This is a genomic window from Rivularia sp. PCC 7116 (genome assembly GCF_000316665.1).
In the GTDB taxonomy this organism is placed as follows: domain Bacteria; phylum Cyanobacteriota; class Cyanobacteriia; order Cyanobacteriales; family Nostocaceae; genus Rivularia.
The window spans coordinates 7,183,811-7,204,507 of sequence record NC_019678.1 but is presented as its reverse complement, the minus strand read 5'-3'; the positions used below and the strand labels follow the sequence as shown (position 1 = coordinate 7,204,507).

13 protein-coding genes are annotated in these 20,697 nt (G+C 36.1%); 7 read left to right on the top strand and 6 right to left on the bottom strand.

Annotated elements, in window-relative coordinates:
* Positions 1–77 precede the first annotated feature (77 nt).
* Both RIV7116_RS27675 and RIV7116_RS27670 read left to right on the top strand, forming a co-directional pair.
* Positions 78–542 (top strand): hypothetical protein, encoded by a 465-nt coding sequence (locus RIV7116_RS27675; RefSeq protein ID WP_015121635.1) that lies wholly within the window; start codon positions 78–80, stop codon positions 540–542.
* Positions 543–993: 451 nt separating this feature from the next.
* Positions 994–1,773 (top strand): carbonic anhydrase, encoded by a 780-nt coding sequence (locus RIV7116_RS27670; protein WP_015121634.1) that lies wholly within the window; start codon positions 994–996, stop codon positions 1,771–1,773.
* A 178-nt stretch (positions 1,774–1,951) separates the two neighbouring features.
* On the opposite strand, the gene RIV7116_RS27665 is transcribed toward RIV7116_RS27670, so the two are convergent.
* Positions 1,952–2,152, bottom strand: a complete 201-nt coding sequence (locus RIV7116_RS27665) for a hypothetical protein (protein WP_232435728.1) — start codon at positions 2,150–2,152, stop codon at positions 1,952–1,954.
* 240 nt (positions 2,153–2,392) lie between these two features.
* On the opposite strand from RIV7116_RS27665, the gene RIV7116_RS27660 reads away from it, so the two are divergent.
* Positions 2,393–2,683: a hypothetical protein gene (locus RIV7116_RS27660; protein ID WP_015121633.1), complete on the top strand. Its 291-nt coding sequence runs from the start codon at positions 2,393–2,395 to the stop codon at positions 2,681–2,683.
* A gap of 348 nt (positions 2,684–3,031) precedes the next feature.
* Positions 3,032–3,937 carry a RimK family alpha-L-glutamate ligase gene (locus RIV7116_RS27655; protein WP_015121632.1) on the top strand — a complete coding sequence of 302 codons (906 nt, stop codon included), beginning with the start codon at positions 3,032–3,034 and terminating at the stop codon, positions 3,935–3,937.
* A gap of 76 nt (positions 3,938–4,013) precedes the next feature.
* Here RIV7116_RS27655 and hisS read toward each other — a convergent pair whose 3' ends face one another.
* The 3 genes from hisS to RIV7116_RS27640 form a co-directional block, all read right to left on the bottom strand.
* Complete coding sequence (gene hisS / locus RIV7116_RS27650) at positions 4,014–5,417, bottom strand: histidine--tRNA ligase (RefSeq protein ID WP_015121631.1); 1,404 nt, start codon at positions 5,415–5,417, stop codon at positions 4,014–4,016.
* A 436-nt stretch (positions 5,418–5,853) separates the two neighbouring features.
* Positions 5,854–6,375: a DUF3598 family protein gene (locus RIV7116_RS27645; protein WP_015121630.1), complete on the bottom strand. Its 522-nt coding sequence runs from the start codon at positions 6,373–6,375 to the stop codon at positions 5,854–5,856.
* A gap of 238 nt (positions 6,376–6,613) precedes the next feature.
* Positions 6,614–8,029 (bottom strand): aldehyde dehydrogenase family protein, encoded by a 1,416-nt coding sequence (locus RIV7116_RS27640; RefSeq protein WP_015121629.1) that lies wholly within the window; start codon positions 8,027–8,029, stop codon positions 6,614–6,616.
* Between the two features lie 624 nt (positions 8,030–8,653).
* Here RIV7116_RS27640 and RIV7116_RS27635 point away from each other — a divergent pair.
* From RIV7116_RS27635 to RIV7116_RS27625, 3 genes are all read left to right on the top strand, one after another.
* Entirely contained in the window at positions 8,654–12,730 is a 4,077-nt protein-coding gene (locus RIV7116_RS27635; RefSeq protein WP_015121628.1) for a chemotaxis protein CheB, read from the top strand.
* A gap of 746 nt (positions 12,731–13,476) precedes the next feature.
* Positions 13,477–14,859 (top strand): Rieske 2Fe-2S domain-containing protein, encoded by a 1,383-nt coding sequence (locus RIV7116_RS27630; RefSeq protein WP_044291229.1) that lies wholly within the window; start codon positions 13,477–13,479, stop codon positions 14,857–14,859.
* Between the two features lie 49 nt (positions 14,860–14,908).
* A complete protein-coding gene (locus RIV7116_RS27625) occupies positions 14,909–15,532 on the top strand; it encodes a glutathione S-transferase family protein (protein WP_015121626.1) in 624 nt (207 codons plus the stop codon).
* A 136-nt stretch (positions 15,533–15,668) separates the two neighbouring features.
* On the opposite strand, the gene RIV7116_RS27620 is transcribed toward RIV7116_RS27625, so the two are convergent.
* Together RIV7116_RS27620 and RIV7116_RS27615 are read right to left on the bottom strand one after the other, a co-directional pair.
* Positions 15,669–18,806 carry a GAF domain-containing protein gene (locus tag RIV7116_RS27620; RefSeq protein WP_015121625.1) on the bottom strand — a complete coding sequence of 1,046 codons (3,138 nt, stop codon included), beginning with the start codon at positions 18,804–18,806 and terminating at the stop codon, positions 15,669–15,671.
* Positions 18,807–19,116: 310 nt separating this feature from the next.
* On the bottom strand, positions 19,117–20,409 hold the full coding sequence (locus RIV7116_RS27615; protein WP_015121624.1) for a sensor histidine kinase: 1,293 nt from the start codon (positions 20,407–20,409) through the stop codon (positions 19,117–19,119).
* Positions 20,410–20,697 lie beyond the last annotated feature (288 nt).

Sequence of the window (20,697 nt, the reverse complement as noted above, 5' to 3'; positions counted from 1 at the left end):
GCTAACCGATAACTAGTCACCGGTCACCGGTCACTGTACACTGTTAACTGTAGTTTTTGCTTTTATCCTTGCTACTGATGGATAAGTTACTGGATGAAGCTGGTTCGCTAGAAATTGCAACTCAAGTCGGAAGTAAAGCTAAAAAGCCTTTTGACAATGCCTATAAAGCGGTATTGGTTACTGAAGGTGCTATTTATGCTCAAGGTTTTCTGGTTATTAAACGCAAGTCTTATCAACTTCTCGAACATGCTTGGATAGAAACAGATTCAAAAATACTAGATCCTAATTTACCGCATTTAACTAAGGAACCCTATCAAATGTGGTATTTTACGGCACAAACTTTTACTGTTAAAAAGCTAAAAAGAATAGTTGAAGAGTCAAAAGAAGATTATCCGGAAGACGATCCATTACCAATTTATGGTGATGCTCCTTACGAATATTATGGTGAGGTGATGTTAGGCGGTAAAGAGTATTTATCAGCTTACGAATTAGCAGCAGCTAAATATGAAGAATTAAATCAATCTAATGTTGAAAATAATTAAGGTAATTGGTAATTGGTAATTGGTAATTGGTAATTGGTAATTGGTAATTGGTAATTGGTAATTGGTAATTGGTAACTAAAGATTTAATATACATAATTAGTTGATTATTTTTGTCTATTATTTTGTAAAATTAATCACAGTTTACCAAGTTTTTGTCACTATACTTTCTCCTTGATTTTCTAAAACATCTTTGTAGCAGTATTTAATAATTACTTAGAATATTTAGTGCCATAAAAACACATTTTGTAAGCGTAATGACAAAATGCTTAAATTTGAAGTAAACAAAGAACAACGAAAATTTGTGAGTAAATAATAATAAAAATCTACCAACATTAAATAGGTATGACAATTTGATTTCTATGACATATAATGTTTTGCTAGATACTTGACATAATTGATTATTTAGTATCTGAGCCATATAGAAGATTTGGATTTGTTGTAGCAAAGACTTATGGATAGAAGACAGTTACTAAGAAAGGGCTTAATCGCTACTGCTGGAGTCGCAACAAGTTCTCTGTTTGGCTGTAGTTCTTTTACCTCAGCCACTAAAGAAAAAAGCAAGACCAATTGGGGCTATATTGGTAAAGAAGGGCCTGAAAATTGGGGAAATCTTTCTTCTGATTTTGAAGTTTGTCAGTTAGGTAAAACTCAATCTCCGCTTAACCTTGAGTCAGCTGTTGATGCGAATTTACCCCCACTAAAAATTGATTATAAAGAGAGTCCTCTTCGTATCATTAATAACGGTCATACGATCCAGGTGAATTACCAGCAGGGAAGTACTTTAAATCTTGATGGTGAAACTTATGAATTATTACAATTTCATTTCCATCACCCCAGCGAACATAAGGTAAAGGGAGAAGCTTTACCGATGGAATTGCATTTAGTTCATAAAAACGAAAAAGGTGCTTTGGCTGTAGTTGGTGTTTTCTTAAAAGAAGGAAAAGCAAATCCAACTCTACAAAAAGTGTGGAAAGCAATGCCGCGAAAACAAGGTAGAGAAAAAATCATATCTAATGTAAGTATTAATGCTTCTGAGTTATTACCAGAAAATCAAGATTATTATCGTTATTTTGGTTCCTTAACTACGCCACCTTGCTCGGAAACGGTAAACTGGATTGTCTTAAAAGAACCTGTGATAATTTCTTCCCAACAAGTACAGCAGTTTGCTAAGGTATTTCCAATGAATGCAAGACCAGTACAATTGGTTAAGCGAAGATTTTTGTTGGAATAGAGTTGATTAGGTTAGAGGTTCAATAAGTAGGTAGGCATAAATAAAACTAACTAAGTAACGAAATGTAAATTAGCCAAAACCCTTGAGATGATACACACCCTTCGGGTGAATGCTTCGCTTCATTCCATTTCGCTCGTAATGGCATAGTTATAAATTTTCTCACCCACCTACTTAACTTCTAACTTCTAATTAGTAACTGGGGTATCATCGCACCGGAAACACCAGCCCTTTTTATTAAATTACAACCCAATTTATGGGCAAAATCTACAGATTTACCGGCACCCAAAGCATCATAAAAACCAATGGCAAATTCTATTGCTGCTTTATCGGGAATTGCTTGATTCATACCAATGACATAGTTAATAATAACTTGCATCATTCGCAAAAAGAGCCGGAGACTCTCGATCAAGTTCCCAGGTTGAATCTGGTAACTAAGTTTGGAGGCTCAGCAAAGCAGGAACTTTAAATAATTCCGATACAAACGCAAAAGATATTACATTCATTTAGAACCATTGTTACTACCAAAAGTACCTAGAAATTATTTTAAAAAAAATATAGGATTTGGAACAAGGCTAAAAATCTTGCAAGCCTATAGAATATTAAGAGTTCTAATTGTATAATGAAACACCCATTTGCGCTGGAAATCGCTGACTTAGAATCTCAACTATCTGGACAAGATTTGCTCGAAGAAGTAGGAGAAGAGGAATCAGAAAAGTGTGCTGGAGGTCTTAGTATTTACACTAAAATAGACAAAGAAAGTGGTGATTTCTGCCTACCTTACCCCGAGCCCTGTATTTATCCGTTACCCCTGCCAAAACCCAAACCTTATCCCTGCGAACCTGTAAAACCAAAGCCTCCAGTATATACAACTCTGGCATTGGGTGAAGAGGGTGGTTGCTATTTTATCTAAGAGGATGGGCGGAAAAGTATCGTTCTTAACGTGCTTATTGCTGAGATCCCCCCTTCCGCCTTAAAAAGGGGAGCCACTACGTTGCGGAGGTTCCCTCCGTTGTAGTAAGTGGCGTGGATTTGGGGGGTTCTTAAGATTTACGAGTTTTATTTATGACTTGCCAAACATCCTCTAAGATGAAATTGCTAAGAATTTACCCAAGGCATTGACTTATTCTGAACTCGGCTTCATTTAACTTCTCCGGAAATGATATATCAATTTCATCTGAAGGCTTGTATATTCTTTTTCGGAGGTGTTTATTTGCAAAATAAATCTAATATTTTTTATTTTTAAATGTTTATTAATTAAATGAATATTTTAATTTTGGGTAATGCTAAGGATGCTCATGCAGCTCATATTTACAATACTCTTACCCAAGCAGGTGCGACAGTCAATTATTTAGATACGAGCTTATTTCCTAAGCAGCTAGGGATATCTTGGCAGCCACAGAAGCAGTTAGGATATTTAACTTTACCGACAGGAGAAGAATTAAACATCCAAGATATTCATAGCGTATATTGGCGTAATTTTTCTGGTGTTTATATTCCCGAGTTTAAAGATTCCTATCAAAAGAAATTAGCATATAACGATTCCATGAGTACATTGAGAACGTTTATGCAAGCTTGCCCAGCAAAATGGGTTAATTCCTGGGAAGCATTCCAGTTTCATAAAGAAAAACCTTTACAACTAAGTAAGGCAAAACAAATAGGAACTGCAATTCCTGCAACTTTGATTAGTAATAATCCCAAGCAAGTTATAGAGTTTTGTCAAACTTATAAAAAAGCCATTTTTAAACCTGTTTACGGTGGTGCCCATACCCAATTTATTACAGAGGCTCATTTGGAGCCGCAGCGACTAAATATAACTTTGAGCCTTTCTCCTGTGACGATACAAGAATATATTCCCGGCACAAATATTCGTAGTTACGTAATTGCAGATTCGGTTTATTCTGCCGAAATTCGTAGTTCATCTGTAGACTTTCGAGAAGACTTGGATGCTGAGTTAATTCCGATAGAATTGCCAGAATCGATTCAAAAACAATCTTTAGCGATCGCCAAGGCATTTATGCTAAAGTGGACGGCTATTGATTGGCGCGTTAAACCAAATGGCGAGTATGTCTTTTTAGAAGCTAATCCCAGTCCAATGTTCGTACATTTTGAACGTCAGACTGGTTTTCCGATTACAGAGAAGTTAGTTAATTTACTGATGAATTAGGCTTTTACCTCGTACATTAACTGCGTTGAGCATAATTGACGAGGCAGAGCCTCTAGGAAAGATAAATTATAGTTAACTATCCCAATCTTTGCTTTATTTCTTCTGCTAATTTATCTAGCGAAACTTCTATTTGTTCTCCCGATTTCAAATCTTTCAAACTAGACTTCTGTGCAGCAGCTTCATCAGCACCGATAATTACACAAAATTGAATTCCTTGTTTGTCTGCCGATTGAAACTGCTTACCCAAGCCGCGTTTATCAAAGCTGGTAATTACGTTAATTCCTGCTTGACGCAATTGTTGAGAAATCTTTAAATAAAGTGGCATTAAGTCGGTTTGTAAATTAACCACCATCACCTGTGCCGGTGTCGCCGATAAACTCTTTAATATATCTGCTTTTAATAATCTACTCATTAAGCGAGTTAAGCCAATAGAAATACCAACACCAGGCATTTTTTCGCCTAAAAAAGTTCCTACTAACTCTTCATATCTACCACCAGAACATATACTTCCTAACGCTTCATGTCCTAATAAAGTAGTTTCGTAAACCGTACCGGTATAATAATCTAAACCGCGAGCAATTGATAAATCAATACAGTAGCGATTATCAGCAACTCCTAAATCGCGAACTCCTGCAATCACGGTTTCTAATTCATTTACACCTAGCTTAAATTGTTCTGCTTCTGGCATCTTATCTGTTAGATGTTTGAGTTTACTCAAAACCTCATCTACCGAACCCTTTATATTGACAAATTCAATAATTTTATCAGTTTGTTCCGCCGAAATACTTTCTTTTTCTAACTCCTTTTTGACTTTAGCTTCGCCAATTTTCTCTAAGTTATCAATTATCCCCACACAGGTTTTGATTTTTTCTTCCACGACACCAACCGATTGAAAGAAACCAGTTAAAATTTTGCGGTTATTAATCCTAATCAGAAAATCGCCAATATTAACAGCTTCAAATATCTCCGAGATAATTGCAGGCATTTGGGCATCATAGAGCAAACTTAATTCTCTGCGTGCAATAACATCAATATCGCATTGACGAAACTGTCTGAAACGTCCATCCTTTGCTCTTTCGCCACGGAATACTACATCCATTTGATAGCGAGCAAAAGGAAAAGTCAGATTGTTTAAATTACGAGCAATATAAGCAGCTAAAGGAACGGTTTGGTCAAATTTTAAAGCTCTTGCTTCTGAATTATTATCATCGGATTTACTTTTACCAGATTCTTCTTTTTCAGCTTGTTTATTCGGCGGTAAAATTGGACTAATACCGTAGATAATATTATCACCTTGGTTTCCCTTCGCTTGCAAAACCTCTAAACGTTCTACAGCAGGAGTTTCAATCGGCGTAAAGCCGTAGCTTTCGTATACTTTACGGATAGTATCCATCAAATAAGATTCTAAACGCTTTTCACCAGGTAAAAATTCCGGAAAACCGCTAGGATTTGAGTAATTTATTTTTTCAGATTTTGCCATTTTAGTCTTTAGTTAATAATTAACAGTTATTCAGTAATTGAAAATAACTCATGGATAAGCCATAGTATTTTAAGCTAAAAGTATTTTAAATTAAAAATATAGCCCAGCTTGGCTAAGAGAATGTTTAAAAAGTATAGTTTTTATCCCAATAGCTAGATTATCCCCCCTTCCCCCCTTAAAAAGGGGGGGTTGAAGTCCCCCAATTTAGCGGTGAATTGAGGGGTATCTGAAGATTTATGGTATTGTCTGAGACTTTCCAAACATACTCTTAGAGAATGTTTAAAAAGTATAGTTTTTAGCAAAATCATTGGATTATCTCCCCTCCTCCCTTTTTTAAGGTGGTGAAGTGTGCTTATTTAGGAGAGATTTAGGAGAACTAAAAAATTTCGAGTTTGATTAATAGCTTTCCCGCGCATCCTCTAAAACAATCTATTAACTAAATTGTGAATGGACAATTTCGGTAGCTGGCTTGAGAAGAATCTACTACTCGATTCTCAATTATAAGTTTTCCGTTGCTTGTTCTTTTCTCTTGAGCCGAAGTTATTTTAAATACCTGGTTGTCTTTATACCATTTCCACGTGCGAAAACGGTATTGGCTGCACGGACTAATATTAATCATTTCATACAAGTAAGTATTAGATAGTCTTTTGTAAGAAAGCCACAAAAGAATAGTTGAATCATCAACCTCCCAAGCTTTACCTACAATACTCTCAGTATTGAATATCAGCTTTTTATCTTCATATATGCCAGTAAAATGATGTTCTTTCTGTTTCCCATCTGCCCAAGTATAACGATTAATTTGGCTATAAGAATAATCACCCGCTTCCGGAAACTCACAGCTTAAATAGGATTCATGCTCATCAATAATTTTTCCTTTGATGTCAAATACCGTGCAAATACCCTCCCATTCTCCTTGATGACGAAAAAGTACAGGCATTTTTTCTTGTATTTTGGACATGATTAGCTACTAGTTATTAGTTATTAGTTATTAGTTATTAGTTATTAGTTATTAGTTATTAGTTATTAGCTGCTTCCTAGTAACTGGTAATATCATGTTCGATGAAATAGTTATCATATCTGCGAGAGTTGGTAATAGATAATTGGCAATAAACAACTATCAAATCTTTCAAGATATAGTAAGTAGTGAAGCAGAACTTTATATAACAGGTAAGAGGTAACTGGTAACTGTTTACTGTTTACTGATTAAACCACCAGGAATTGTAATTATCGTCAGTCTTAATCAAAAATGCTTTTTTCCGCATAAATCTTGTTAATCCTGATGCACCCATGCGAGAAGCTCCTAAACCGGAAAATTTAAAAGTATTTACCTCTGCTTCTGGTATCATGTTTGTTAAACCTGCATCGTTAATACAAATCGCACCTGCATCAATCTGACGGGCTATTTCTAATGCTTCGTCTAGGGATTCAGAAAAAACTGCGGCACTTAATCCATAGTAAGTATCGTTTGCTAATTCAATAGCTTCTTCTACTGTAGAAAAAGGCATAATTGGCATAATTGGACCAAATGTTTCTTCATTCATTACCTTCATATCATGATTAACTTCGGTCATGACTGTAGGGTGACACCACCAACCGCCATTAATTTCTTCTACTTCACCACCACAATGAATTGTGGCACCCTTATCTACAGCATCTTCTAGATGTTCGTTAATAATTGCAGCTTGTTTTTCAGAAATAATCGGGCCAATTTCTCCACTTTCTAATGTAGGATAAGCAAGGTTTAATTTATGCGCCTTGCCTACAAGCTTGTGATAAAAATCTTCAAAAATTGCTTTAGCTACATAAATTCTCTCGATGGCATGACATGATTGTCCGCTATTATTTGTAGAACCCCATAATAAAGCAGAAGTTGCTAACTCGATATCTGCTGATTCTAAAACAATTGCTGGATCTTTTCCTCCTAATTCTAAATAAGCTGGAATAAAACGACTCGCTGCCGCGATCGCAACTTGTTGTCCCGTCTCGATGTTACCTGTAAAGCATACTAAATCGACATTATCGATCAAAGTTGCTCCTGTTTTACCATTGCCTTCAATAAAAGTTAATATATCCCGCAACTTGGGGATATTATTAATTGCATTCATCAGAGGAGCCATAAATCTTGGCGTAAGTTCGCTAGGTTTAACAATTACCGCGCAACCTGCTAACAGTGCAGGAATTAAGTTAATAGTTGATAGTAATAAAGGAAAATTCCAAGGGCTGATAATCCCAACTAAAGAATAAGGTACTGCCGTTTGCTGTAAATTAATAAACGGTTGGGATGTTCCCTTTTCTGTGTCTTGTAGCAATTTTGAACCTAAGCGACACCATTTTTCAATGCTGCTAAGAAAGCTTTCTACTTCAAATTTGGAACTCGATAATCTACCCGTATCAATTACTAAAGCTTCCGTTAATTTATCCCGCGTTGAATATATAGTATCTTTCAATTCTAATAAAGCATCAATTCTCCCAGCTAAACCCAAATCAAACCAACTTTGCTGCGATCTCCGCAGCCGATTGCATTGCTGTACCAAAAGCTTCTCTGGTGGAGGTACAATCACGTAATCATATTTTCCGGTGCGGGGGTTGCGGATTTCGATTGGCTTAGACATAAGATATTAAGGCATTAGACAGAAAGGGCATTGGGCATTGCTAACTCCGAACTTCTTTTACCCGTTTCCAATTATTAGTTTAAGTTGGGTTGGCTACCATGCCGATTAATGTAGTTAATATAAATCATCAATGCTGCTGTTATTTGACCAGACATTGGCTTCAATTACAACATCTTGTAGCTTCCCTGTTAGTGGCTAGCAGGCAAGATTTAATATTTAGCAATTACAAATTATTCACTCTTGTGTGGGATTCCGCACATTTTTTTTTAGCTCGCGGCTAAGATTTAAATTTTCTTTATTCGATAAAATTGAATTTATTCGATGGATATAGTAAATTTATCAATATCAGTTTAATTTAATCCAACAGGGAATCTTGGCTTAAATTAAAAGAAAAATTAGCGCCTAAATTTCTGCTGAAGAATTTATTAAATTGTCTCCAATGAATTTAGCCGATTAAAAAATATCAAAAACACAATTTGATTGCGCTTTACAAAAATTGCTATTTAATTAATGAACCTATTGAATATATTGAATAGCATTCTCTTTGCAAGAGTTTTAATCCGATAAAAAATCTTTGCCGGTTGAGTAAAGCGTAAGGCGTTAAACAAATATTGTAAAAATTTGATGACTAATCCATCCTCTGAGTCTAGAGATTTTTTTATCATCGGTATTGGAGCTTCTGCTGGAGGAGTACAGGCTTTAGAAGCATTTTTTAGCAATTTACCAGATCATCCTTCTGCTGCTTTTGTAATCATTCAGCATTTGTCTCCTGACTATAAAAGCATGATGGCAGAAATAATTCAAAGGAAAACTCAACTGCCGGTACATGAGATTGTAGATGGAGTCAAAATTGAACCAAGTCATGCTTACGTTTTACCACCAGGTAAACTCGTAATTATCAAAGACGGACAATTACGTTTACAAAAAAGAAATCGTTCTTTTGGTTATCCCGTGAATAAATTTTTTAAATCCGCAGCCCAAGACTGGGGTGAAAAAGTTGTGGGAATTGTGTTGTCGGGAACGGGAAATGATGGTACCGAGGGTTTAAAAGCAATTAGCCAATGGGGGGGAATTGGCTTGGTGCAGTCTCCAGAAACTGCTCAATTTAACTCTATGCCCAGTAGCGCAATTCCTAGCGGTTTAGTCGATGAAATTCTTTCTCCCCAGGATTTAGCCCGTACTGTTTTTGAATTAATTAGCTTTTCACAAAAAAATCCTTCTATCTCACCGCAAGATATTACTTTAATTGATACCGATATATTACAGCAAATATTAAATATCCTTGCCGAAAACGAAGAAATTGATTTTTCGCATTATAAAATTAGTACTCTTGCCAGAAGAATACATCGACGTTGCGCCTTAACTAGCAGCATTAATCTGGAAAACTATACTGCTTTATTAGAAACTTCAGAAGAAGAGCAAAAATTATTACGTCAAGATTTGCTAATCGGTGCTACCTGCTTTTTTAGAGATCGTCCTGCATGGGAATATTTACAACAGCATGTTTTACCGCAAATTACTGCCCAAATAGAGCCGCAGCAACATCTAAGAATTTGGGTATCGGCTTGTGCCACCGGGGAAGAAGCCTACACAATGGCGATGCTGGTAAACGAAGCCGTAGAAAAAAGCGGTAAAACATTACATGTAAAAGTATTTGCTACCGACGTAGATACTAATGCCCTAGAAAATGCAGCCAGAGGTAGCTATCCTGAAAGCATCATTCATGATATTTCTCCTTACCTTTTAGAAAAATATTTTGTCCGTAACGGCGATCGCTATCAAGTAAAGCATTTTTTGCGAGAAATGCTAATTATCGCACCGCACGATTTAACCAAGAATGCTGGTTTTTCTAAAATGCATCTGGTTAGCTGTCGCAACGTATTAATTTACATGCAGCCGCATCTACAGCAGCAAGTATTGCGACTGCTACATTTTGCTATTGCTCCTCAAGGTATCTTATTTGCAGGTAGTTCCGAAACTTTAGGAGATTTAAATGAAGAATTTGTTCCACTCGATTCCAAATGGAAAATTTTTCGCAAAAAAAGAGATATTCCCTTATCTTTAGCACCTTTATCGCGACAACCTATAATTACACCAATCCCTGCCAACGCTAGAACAAAAACCAGACAAAATCAATTCGATCGGGTATTGGGGGAAGTATTTAAGCAATGTTTGGGTGAAAGACAACTAACCTGCGTGCTGGTTAATGGCGAAAATCAAATGGTAAGGGTATTTCATAACTCAGCCCGGTTACTAGATTATCCGCTAGGTGAAGCGATGTTAGATATCACCGAAATTGTTCATCCCGCTTTAAGATTACCTTTATCTACAGCATTACACCGCGCTAAACGCGATAAAAAAGAAGTTTTATATACCGGAATCAAACTCAAACGAGATGAATTAGAAGAAAACGTTAGCTTAAAAGTAGGTTTAGATAGCACAAATATTTCTATTGAGGAATTGTTTATTATTGTATTAGAAATTGAAACCCAATTATCTATAACAAAAACTCCATCACTGCGTTTTGAAATTGATACCGAAGCAGCACAGCAAATCAACGAACTTGAATACGAATTGCAGCAAACTCGGGAAAATCTTCAAGTTACCATCGAAGAACTTGAAACCACCAACGAAGAACAGCAAGCCACTAACGAAGAACTTCTAGCTTCTAATGAAGAATTGCAAAGTACCAACGAAGAACTACAGTCAGTTAACGAAGAATTATATACAATAAATGCCGAATACCAATCAAAAATTCAAGAATTAACTCAACTTAATAACGATATTGATAATTTACTGCGCTCAACCGATATTGGTGTAGTATTTCTAGATTGTCAGCTAAATATTCGTAAATTTACACCCGCAGCAACCCGCGCTATAAATATTAGAGCAAACGATGTTGAACGTCCTTTAGCGCATTTTACCCATAATTTAGATTGTCCTAATTTAATTGAAATTCTCCAACAAGTTGTAGATACCGGAGAAGCAACCGAACATGAAGTCAGTATTTCTCAGAGTTCCGAAAAACTGTTGATGCGAGTCAATTTGTATCTTCGGGAAGATGGTAGAAACGACGGAATAGTGCTGACATTTGTCAATATCAACGAACTCAAAAAAGTACAGCAGCAGCTACATCAAGCTAATGTTTTATTAGAGAATTTATACGTTACAAGTCCCGTAGGTTTGAGTTTACACGACCAAGATTTAAGATATTTACGAGTTAACAAAACTTTAGCCGATATCAACGGTATATCTATTTCCGAGCATATTGGTAAGACAGTGGCGGAAATATCATCTGACTTAGCGCAAGCAATAGAACCAAGTTTAAAAAATGTCAGTGAAACGGGTAGGGCAATTTGCGATGTCGAAATTACGGGTAAAACAATACAGAAACCCGATATAGAAAGATGTTGGACTGCTAGTTATTATCCTGTAAAATTGCTTGATGGTACTCGCGGAGTCGGAACCGTAATTACAGAAATTACCGATAGAAAGCGTACTCAACAAGAATTATTGCGTCAAAATCAAGCCTTAGAAGATGCGATCGCTGTAGCTCAAGCGGCAGATTCAGCCAATCAAGCTAAAAGTGAATTTCTAGCAAATGTCAGCCACGAAATCCGCACGCCGATGAATGCAGTATTAGGAGTCAGTCAATTATTACAGTACACCGAATTAAGTTCCAGACAAAGTGGCTTGTTAATAAAACTCAGAAGTAATGGTGAAAGATTATTAGAAATAATCAACGATGTTCTCGATCTATCCAAAATTGAAGCTAGGGAACTACGGTTAAACCGAAACAACTTTAATATAGATAAATTAGGCGATAACTTACTTCACTTGTTTGCCATTCAAGCAGAAGAAAAAGGCATTCAATTCACAATAAATATTGCACCTGATATGCCAAAAAACTTAATTGGCGATGATTTTCGCTTGCAACAGGTATTGAGTAATTTAATCGGCAACGCCATCAAGTTTACCGATAATGGAGAAGTCTCAGTTCATATCAGTAGCGAAACTCAAGATACTTTTCAAAATTCAGTAAAACTGCATTTTAGAGTTAGCGATACTGGTATCGGTATTGACCCAGAAGTTAAAGAAAATCTGTTTAAACCATTTACCCAAGCCGATGGTTCCACAACCCGTAAATATGGCGGTACGGGATTGGGATTAACTATTTGCAGGCGGATTATAGACTTAATGGGTGGAGAAATCGCCGTCCAAAGTAATCCTGGAGAAGGTGCAACATTTTGGTTTACAGTTAGCTTAGATAGATCGGAAACCGAGGTTGAATCTGACTTACAATCAACCGCCACAATCATCGATTCTTCATCAGCTAAAAACCTCAAAATATTAATAGTAGAAGATTATGTTGATAGTCGCGAAATAGTAGTTTTCATGTTAGAAGAATTGGGATATCAAGCAGAAGCCGTTAGCAACGGAGAACAAGCACTCGATAAATTAGCCGAAAGCGATTTTGATATAGTTTTTATGGACTGCCAAATGCCAGTCATGGACGGTTACGAAGCCACTCGTCAATTGCGTCAACGTGAAGGAGAACAGCGTCATACCTTAATTATCGGCTTAACCGCCAATGCCATGTATGACGATAGGGAAAAATGTTTAAATGCGGGAATGGATAATTATTTAAGTAAGCCAGTGATGATGGAGAATTTAGAGAGAATTATTAATAATTATCAATGAACAATTGCAATTTAAAAGTCAAAAGTTCTCTTTGATAATTGAATTTAAGTAGGTAGGCATAATTAAATATAAGATAAAACCTCACCACGCCACTTGCTATAAGTCGGGGAACCCGCCCAACGCAGTGGCTTCTCAATCCCTCTCCTTAGTAAGGAGAGGGAAGCCGGAGGCAGGGTGAGGTTTTATATTTAATTTGATCCACTTACTTACTGTAAGCAACCAAACCTGTTACGAGAAGTATAAATAAATATTTAAGTGCAGTTTAAATTACTTGTATCCTTAATATTAAATATCTAACATATACAATAAATCGCCCAGTATAGTGCCAACTGTAGAGAAGTGTCAGAAGTTTTTTGACAATTACCAATTATATCAAGTCCGGCTAATTACTTACGATATAACCCTAGTTAAAAGATGGCGGTTATTATCTACTACTCATTACTCATTACTCATTACTCATTACTCATTACTTATACCATTTCTTTATAAAGATGCGCCTAATTTAGCCCGCGTAGGCGGGCTTAGTTTCAGTAGCCCCAGCCTTCCAGGCTGTTAGCGGAGCGTGTCCGTAAGGACATGGGCGATTAAGCGCAGCCTCATACAGAATTGGTATTAGCCCTCACAGATATGATAACTGTTTAACCGGACATGATATTACCTATACTTATAGATGTGATTGAAGTTTAAGCTCACATCATATCTGTCAACATGAGAACCTTAAGAAGTTAAATAAATGAGTGAGTTGGATGATGAATAACTTTTCTTGGACGAAACAATGGTATCCAATAACCCCCGTAAGCTATTTGGAACTTTTAAAACCGACACCAATTACTTTACTTGGGAAAAAGCTAGTTATTTGGAGAGATAAACATCAACAATGGATAGTCATGGATGATGCTTGCCCTCATAAATTAGCGCAGTTATCTTTAGGAAGTATTAATGAAGATGGAAACCTGATGTGTCGTCATCATGGTTGGTGTTTTGATGGCATGGGAAAATGTACAAATATTCCCATGTTGAGCGATGAAAAAGCTTTAGAAACTGCTTGTAATAGCGAAAAATCAAAAGTAACTACTTATCCCACTCAAGAGTTACAAGGATTGCTTTGGGTGTGGGCAGATAATAGCTCTACAGCTTTTGAAGATTGTACTTTAAAGCAGCCAGCAACTATACCCGAATACAAGCTTGATACTTCATCAAATGATTGGTTCATGTCAGAAGTTCCGGTTGGCTATACTGTCTCAGTTGAGAGTACTTTTGACCCTTCCCACGCCCAATTTTTGCATGAAGGTATTGCTGGATTTTCTCCAGCAAGAGCTATAGCAATGAAAGAATTTGAAGCTGTTGGAGGGATATCTGCCGAAGATGGTTTTACTTTAAAGCATTCTGGTTATAATATCTTTAATAAAGATATGGATGCTACGCGAAATTTTCATCCACCCTGTTCTAATACAACAATTTACGAATATCCGAACGGTAAGTCAGCTTTATTTCATCTGTATTTTGTTCCCATTAAACCAGGTTATTGTAGACATATTGGGAAGTTTATTTCTGATGCAATTCCTCCACAGAAGGGTAACTTTTGGATGGAATTATTACCAAAATATTTACAAACAGGCTTAAAACACTCTGCCAGCTATAAGCTAGCTAACCAAGATTTATCAATGATGCATTCCCAAGCTGTCAACGAATCTATGGGAGATAAAATATGGCAAAAATCTTATTTTATGCCTTCACTTGCAGATACAGGGATTGTGACTTTTCGCAAATGGTTAGATGAATTTGCTGGCGGTAAACCTGAATGGCAGCAAGTAAAGGAAACACCTTTTCAAGAATTGAGTGACGAAAAATTATACGACATATGGCATAGACATACGAAGCATTGTCCTAGCTGTCGGCAATCTTTAGTTTTTATAGATAAAGTCAAAGATTTATGTCAAAGTTTAACAGCAGCTTTAGTAATTTTAGCTCTGGTGTTAATAATTATCAATTTACCATTAAAAATAATTTTTATCCCAGTTTTACTCAGTATCTTGAGCTTAATTTGTTTCTATAGATTAAACTCGATTCGAGAACGCTTTCTTAATAGTATTCCAACAAAAGGCTTACCCGCAGTTAAATTATATTAGCAATATTAGCTTTCAAAAATTTATTCCATTTTCTCTAACCAAAAATCTCATGAATAGAATATTGTACTATCACCAGCAATCAAACTTTTCTCGCAAAATTCGCATTCTGCTAGCAGAAAAAAACCTAGATTACGAACTAAAAGAAGTTAATTTAATGGATAAATCTGCTGAATTTTTAAGCATATCTCCCATTGGAAAAGTGCCCGTATTTGTCGAGCAAGATGGTACCGTAATTTGGGATTCTACATTAATTGCAGAATATATAGATGAAACTTATCCAGAACCTAGTTTTTACCCTAGCAATCCTGGAGAAAAGCTAAAGTGTAGAAAATGGGAAGAATTAGCAGATAATTTAGGCGATAATATTATCAATTTGTGGATACTAAATTTTAAAAATAATCAAGTGCCAAATCCTTATCGAACTAGATTAGAAAATTCAATTCATCGTCTGGCAACAGTTTTTGAGCAACAATTAACTCAAACTAAATACTTATCAGGAAATGATACGTGGAACGCAGCAGATATAGCTGCATTATGTTCCTTCGGTTATTATAGCTTTCGCTTAAATGAAGATTGGCTTGTAGAGTATCCCAAAATTGCTAATTGGTTTAATCTATTGCACGAGCGCGAATCTGTAAAGTCAACTATTCCCCTACCGTTAAATAAGGGATAATCCAAATTCGAGCCAAAATTATCTTTAATCAATATTAGGAATGGGTTTTCTCGTTTATGTTTAATCCTGGGTTACGACAGGAAGAAGATTTTCCTGTCTAGCCCAACCTAGTGCTCAACAATGCCCTGTGGCTTATTTATTTTTTCTTAACCGGAATTTCCACTACAAACTCGGCTCCTCTACCAGGTGTTGAATGAAAATATAGCTTACCTCCATGCTTTTCGGTGATAATTTGATAGCTAATTGAAAGTCCCAAACCCGTACCTTTTCCTACTGGTTTAGTAGTAAAAAATGGGTTAAATATTTGGTCTTGAATTTCTGTCGGTATACCGGGACCATTATCTGCAATTGCAACAGTTATCCAATCTTTATCGATAGCTGATGTTGATATATTGATAATGCTGGGATTAGTTTTTACATCTTGGGGTGTACGCTGCTTGTTATATTCTTCTAAAGCATCTATAGCATTTGTAAGTAAATTCATAAATACTTGATTTAATGGTCCTGGATAACAATTTACTTTTGGTAGTACTTCGTAATCTTTAACGATTTTTATCTGTACCGTATTCAATTCTGGCTTGAGTCGATTTTGGAGAATCATTAAAGTACTATCAATACCGTCATGAACATCAACTTCTTTGACCTCAGCTTCATCCAGACGTGAAAAATTGCGTAAAGACAAAACAATTTCGCGGATTCTATCAGTTCCTACCTGCATTGATTGAAATAAGTTGGGAATATCTTCAAATAAGAATTCAATCTCTGCTTCTTTTAAATATTCTTGAATTTCGGATGCTGGTTGGGGATAATTTTCCTGATAAAGCTTCAAGCATTTAATTAATTCTTTAGTATATTGGTCGGCGTGTTGTAAATTGCCGTGAATAAAACCAACTGGGTTATTAATTTCGTGAGCAATACCAGCGACTAACTGCCCTAAAGAAGCCATTTTCTCAGATTGAATCATTTGAATCTGAGCCTTTTGTAAGTCTTTCAAAGTTTGAGTTAGCTGTTCGGCTTGTTCGCGGGTTTTTCCTAATAAATTTGCTTGCCTCAAAGCCACGCTTAACTGGGCTGCAACCTGTGTCGCAAATTTAATTTCCTCGTCTTTCCAATTGCGATAACGACTGCATTGATGAACGCATAAAAGCCCCCATAATTTTGTACCTTGCATCAACGGAATGAGAATATATGCTTTGATTTGTAAGTTTTCTAAGCTTTCTATATAGCAATTATCGTAACCAGCTTTGTAAATATTAGGAATAGTAAGAACTTTTCCTTGAGTATACTCAGGAACGTAATTTTCACCAAAACAGTAGTCTTCAAATAAAGTACCGTTAGCCGGTTTAAATTCACTTAATACATCTTCTGCAATAAATTTACCTTTTTGATATTTATCGCTTTCGTTAAAACGAAAAACAGCAACTCTATCGGCTCTAATACTGCGTCTAATTTCTTGAGCGGTTGTTTTAAAAATAGTTTCTAAATCGAGAGATTCCCGAATCTTGGCAACTACATCAAATAAAATTTGCTGCTGTTGTGCATATTGACGTTGTTCGTCAGCCCGAGATTGAGTCTGTGAAAGTAAATCCGCACTTTGAATTGCTACCCCTAATTGATTGGCAACTTGAGCTAAAAACTCTACTTCCAAGTTTTGCCACTGACGCGGTGCCGTATGTTGATAAGCTGCTAATAAACCCCATAACTTTTGTCCGACAAAAATCGGAGTTAAAGCATAAGCACGGATTTTGAACTGTTCTAAAATATCTAAATGACAGCGTACATGCCCAGCTTGATAAATATCGTTAACCGCAAAACTTTCGTTGTGACGATACCTGCCGCCTTTAGTTTCTTGTAAATGAGTATCTTGCCAATACAAATCTTTTCCAAAAGGATTGACATTAGCCCAACTAACTTCCCGAATACCAAAATTGCTGACAAATTCGCCACTCCAATCAGCATTAAACCGATAAACACCAACTCTTTCCACTTGCAGCAGTTTACAAACTTCCTGACAGGTGGTTTCTAAAATTAAATCGGTATTAGAAAAAGAGCGAATTTTTGTGACGACATCCGTTAAAGTCCGCTGTCGTGCAATGGATTTTTCTAGGGCGATCGCCTGTTGTTTTGACTGCTGCAAAAATTCCGCTTGTTGAATTGCAACCCCAAGCTGCCCGCCTACCTGAGACAAAAATTCTACTTCATAATCAAGCCATTGGCGTGGCGAGGAATGCTGATAAGCTGCCAACAAACCCCATAATTTCGGACCAATAAAAATTGGTACTAGAGCATAAGCCCGAATTTTAAATTGTTCTAAAATATCTAGATGACAGCGAGCATGTCCCGCTTCGTAAATATCATTAACCGCAAAGCTTTCATTATTACGGTAACGTCCACCTTTAGTTTCTTGTAAATGAGTATCTTGCCAAACTAAATTCTTACCAAAAGGATTGGTAGTTCCCCATTCAGATTCCACCGTACCAAAATGGCTAATAAATTCACCACTCCAGTCTTGATTAAATTGAAAAATCGCCGCTCTTTCCAAATTTAGCAGCTTGCAAAGTTCTTTACAGGTGGTATCAAAGATAAATTGAGTATCCAAAGATGAGCGAATATTACCTACTACTTCCATCAAAGCGCGCTGACGTACAACAGAATTTTGTAATTCTCTAGTTTGTTGCTCTCCCCGTGCGAAAGTTTCAGCCTGCTGCATGGCTATTCCTAAATGGCTACCAGCTTGATGTAAAAATTCGACTTCATCAGCTAACCAATGACGGGGTTGAGAATGTTGGTAGGCAGCTAACAAACCCCATATTTTAGTACCGACAAAAATAGGTGTAATAGCATAAGCGCGAATCTGAAATTGTTCGAGTGCTTCTATATGACAGCGAGAATGCCCCCCAGCGTAAATGTCTTCTACAGCATAAGGTTCATTTTTTATATACCTTCCACCCTTAGTTTCTTGTAAATGGGTATCTTCCCAAACCAAGTTTTTTCCAAAAGTGCGAATATCATTCCAAGGAGTGCGTGCAAACCCGAAATTATCAACAAAGCTTCCACTCCAGTCTTCGTTAAATTTATAAATTGCAACTCTTTCAATACCTAAAAGCCAGCAAATATCTTGACTAGTATCGGAACAAAGAGATTCTAAATTTACCGATACACGTATTCTACTGAGAATGCGGTTAAGCAACTTTTGATACTGCCTATTGCGCTCCAACTGCTGTTGGCATTCTCCAGCAGATATATATGTTGAATGGTGGATGCTTTCTGTCATGGAAATTATTAAAACTATATTGATTTATCAAAGTTAAGTTTATTGTTCCCAGATCAGCATCGAATTTATAAACTATTACCAATTTCGTAATTGTGATTTCGCTATTAATTAATTCTTCTAAAAAGTAAATTTACTTAAGTAAAACCCAGCAATTTAATATTGCCTAAATACCAAGCTTATTTATAAATTAATTTTTTTCTCTAGCTTGAAAAGTTACTCTTGGACTCTTGGGCAGCCAGTCTGTTGCGCGGGTTTCTTGCGTTGTTGTAACTGGCGTGGAAACCCCCAAAACCGCACTTTCCACTATTTCCTAATGCTTAATAGGAATTTCAATCACAAATTTCGTTCCTTCCGAAGGAGTAGAATCAAAAGATAATTTTCCACCATGTTTATCTGTAACAATTTCATAGCTAATGGACAAACCCAAACCCGTACCTTTTCCTACTTGTTTAGTTGTGAAAAATGGGTCAAATACTTTTCCATGTATTTCAGGAGGAATGCCGCAAGCATTATCAGCAATAATGATTTTTATATAATTATTATCAACTTGATGAGTAGAAATCATAATTTTATTTTGCTTCTGTTTTTGATTATCTGGCTTTTCTTCAAAAGCATCGATAGCATTAGCAATAATATTCATAAATACCTGATTTAGCTGACTGGGATAGCATTCCACATTAGGAATATGAGCATATTCTTTAATAACTTGGATTTCAGAATGTTCTACATTTGCTTTTAATTGATTCCCTAAAATCATCAAAGTACTATCAATACCTTCATGAATATCAACTCGTTTAAATTCAGCTTCATCCAGACGAGAAAAATTACGCAGCGATAAAACGATTTTATAAATACGCTCGGTTCCTACCTGCATTGAATCGAGTAATTTTATAAAATCTTCTTTAATAAAATCTAATTCTATTTCTTCTATTTTCTCTTCAATTTTGGGAAGAGGTTGAGAATATTCTTGCTGGTAAAGTTCTAATAATTCGATAAAATCGCGAGCATATTCTCTTGCAGGAACAAGATTACTATAAACAAAGCTAACTGGATTATTGATTTCGTGAGCAACTCCCGCTACCATTTGTCCCAACCCAGACATTTTCTCCGTATGAATCATCTGAGCTTGAGTTCGCTGAAGTTCTAATAAAGTTTCTTCTAAATGCTGAGTTTGCAAACTTAACTTTGTTTCTATCTGTTTTCTTTCAATAATTTCTGTTTCTAAAGCTATATTTAATGCTTCCAACTTTGGAACATTAGGAATTGCAACTAACTTTGGGGTTAACCAAAAAAGTAAAATCGCTGTACCTAAAGAAATTGCCGCAGTCGAAGCCTTCAACCAACCAGAAACCCAATAATTCGGATGCCATAAAGTCCAAACTTCCGCTAAATGTGTAAATCCACACAAAATAATGAAAGCACCAAAACAAAGAAATATCCAATCAAAAGGGACATCATCTCGTTTATTAACTATATAAACAAGCATCATAGGAATTAAAAAATAAGCAACTGTAATCAAAGAATCTGAAATTAGATGCAGAGAAACTAACCCAGTTTTCCATAAATAACAATGTCCGTGAGGAATAAATATAGTAGATAGCATTTTGATAAAGGTGATTTACATTAATCAGAATATATTTTCACCAGTCTAGTACAACACGGCGTAAATAAACCAACCATTAAAAATGGCTGAAAAGCTTAGAAAATCAAACTTCTTACTTCTTACTTCTTACTTCTTACTTCTTACTTCCGCGAAGCGGTACTAGCTTTATAAATTTTGAAAAAGTAGAGGGAAATTATACCTATGCTTGGCATAAGCAGAGGGCAAAGACATTTTAAAGGTAGCGAGTAATTAGTAGGAATGAAAGTTAAACAACACAGAGATAATAAT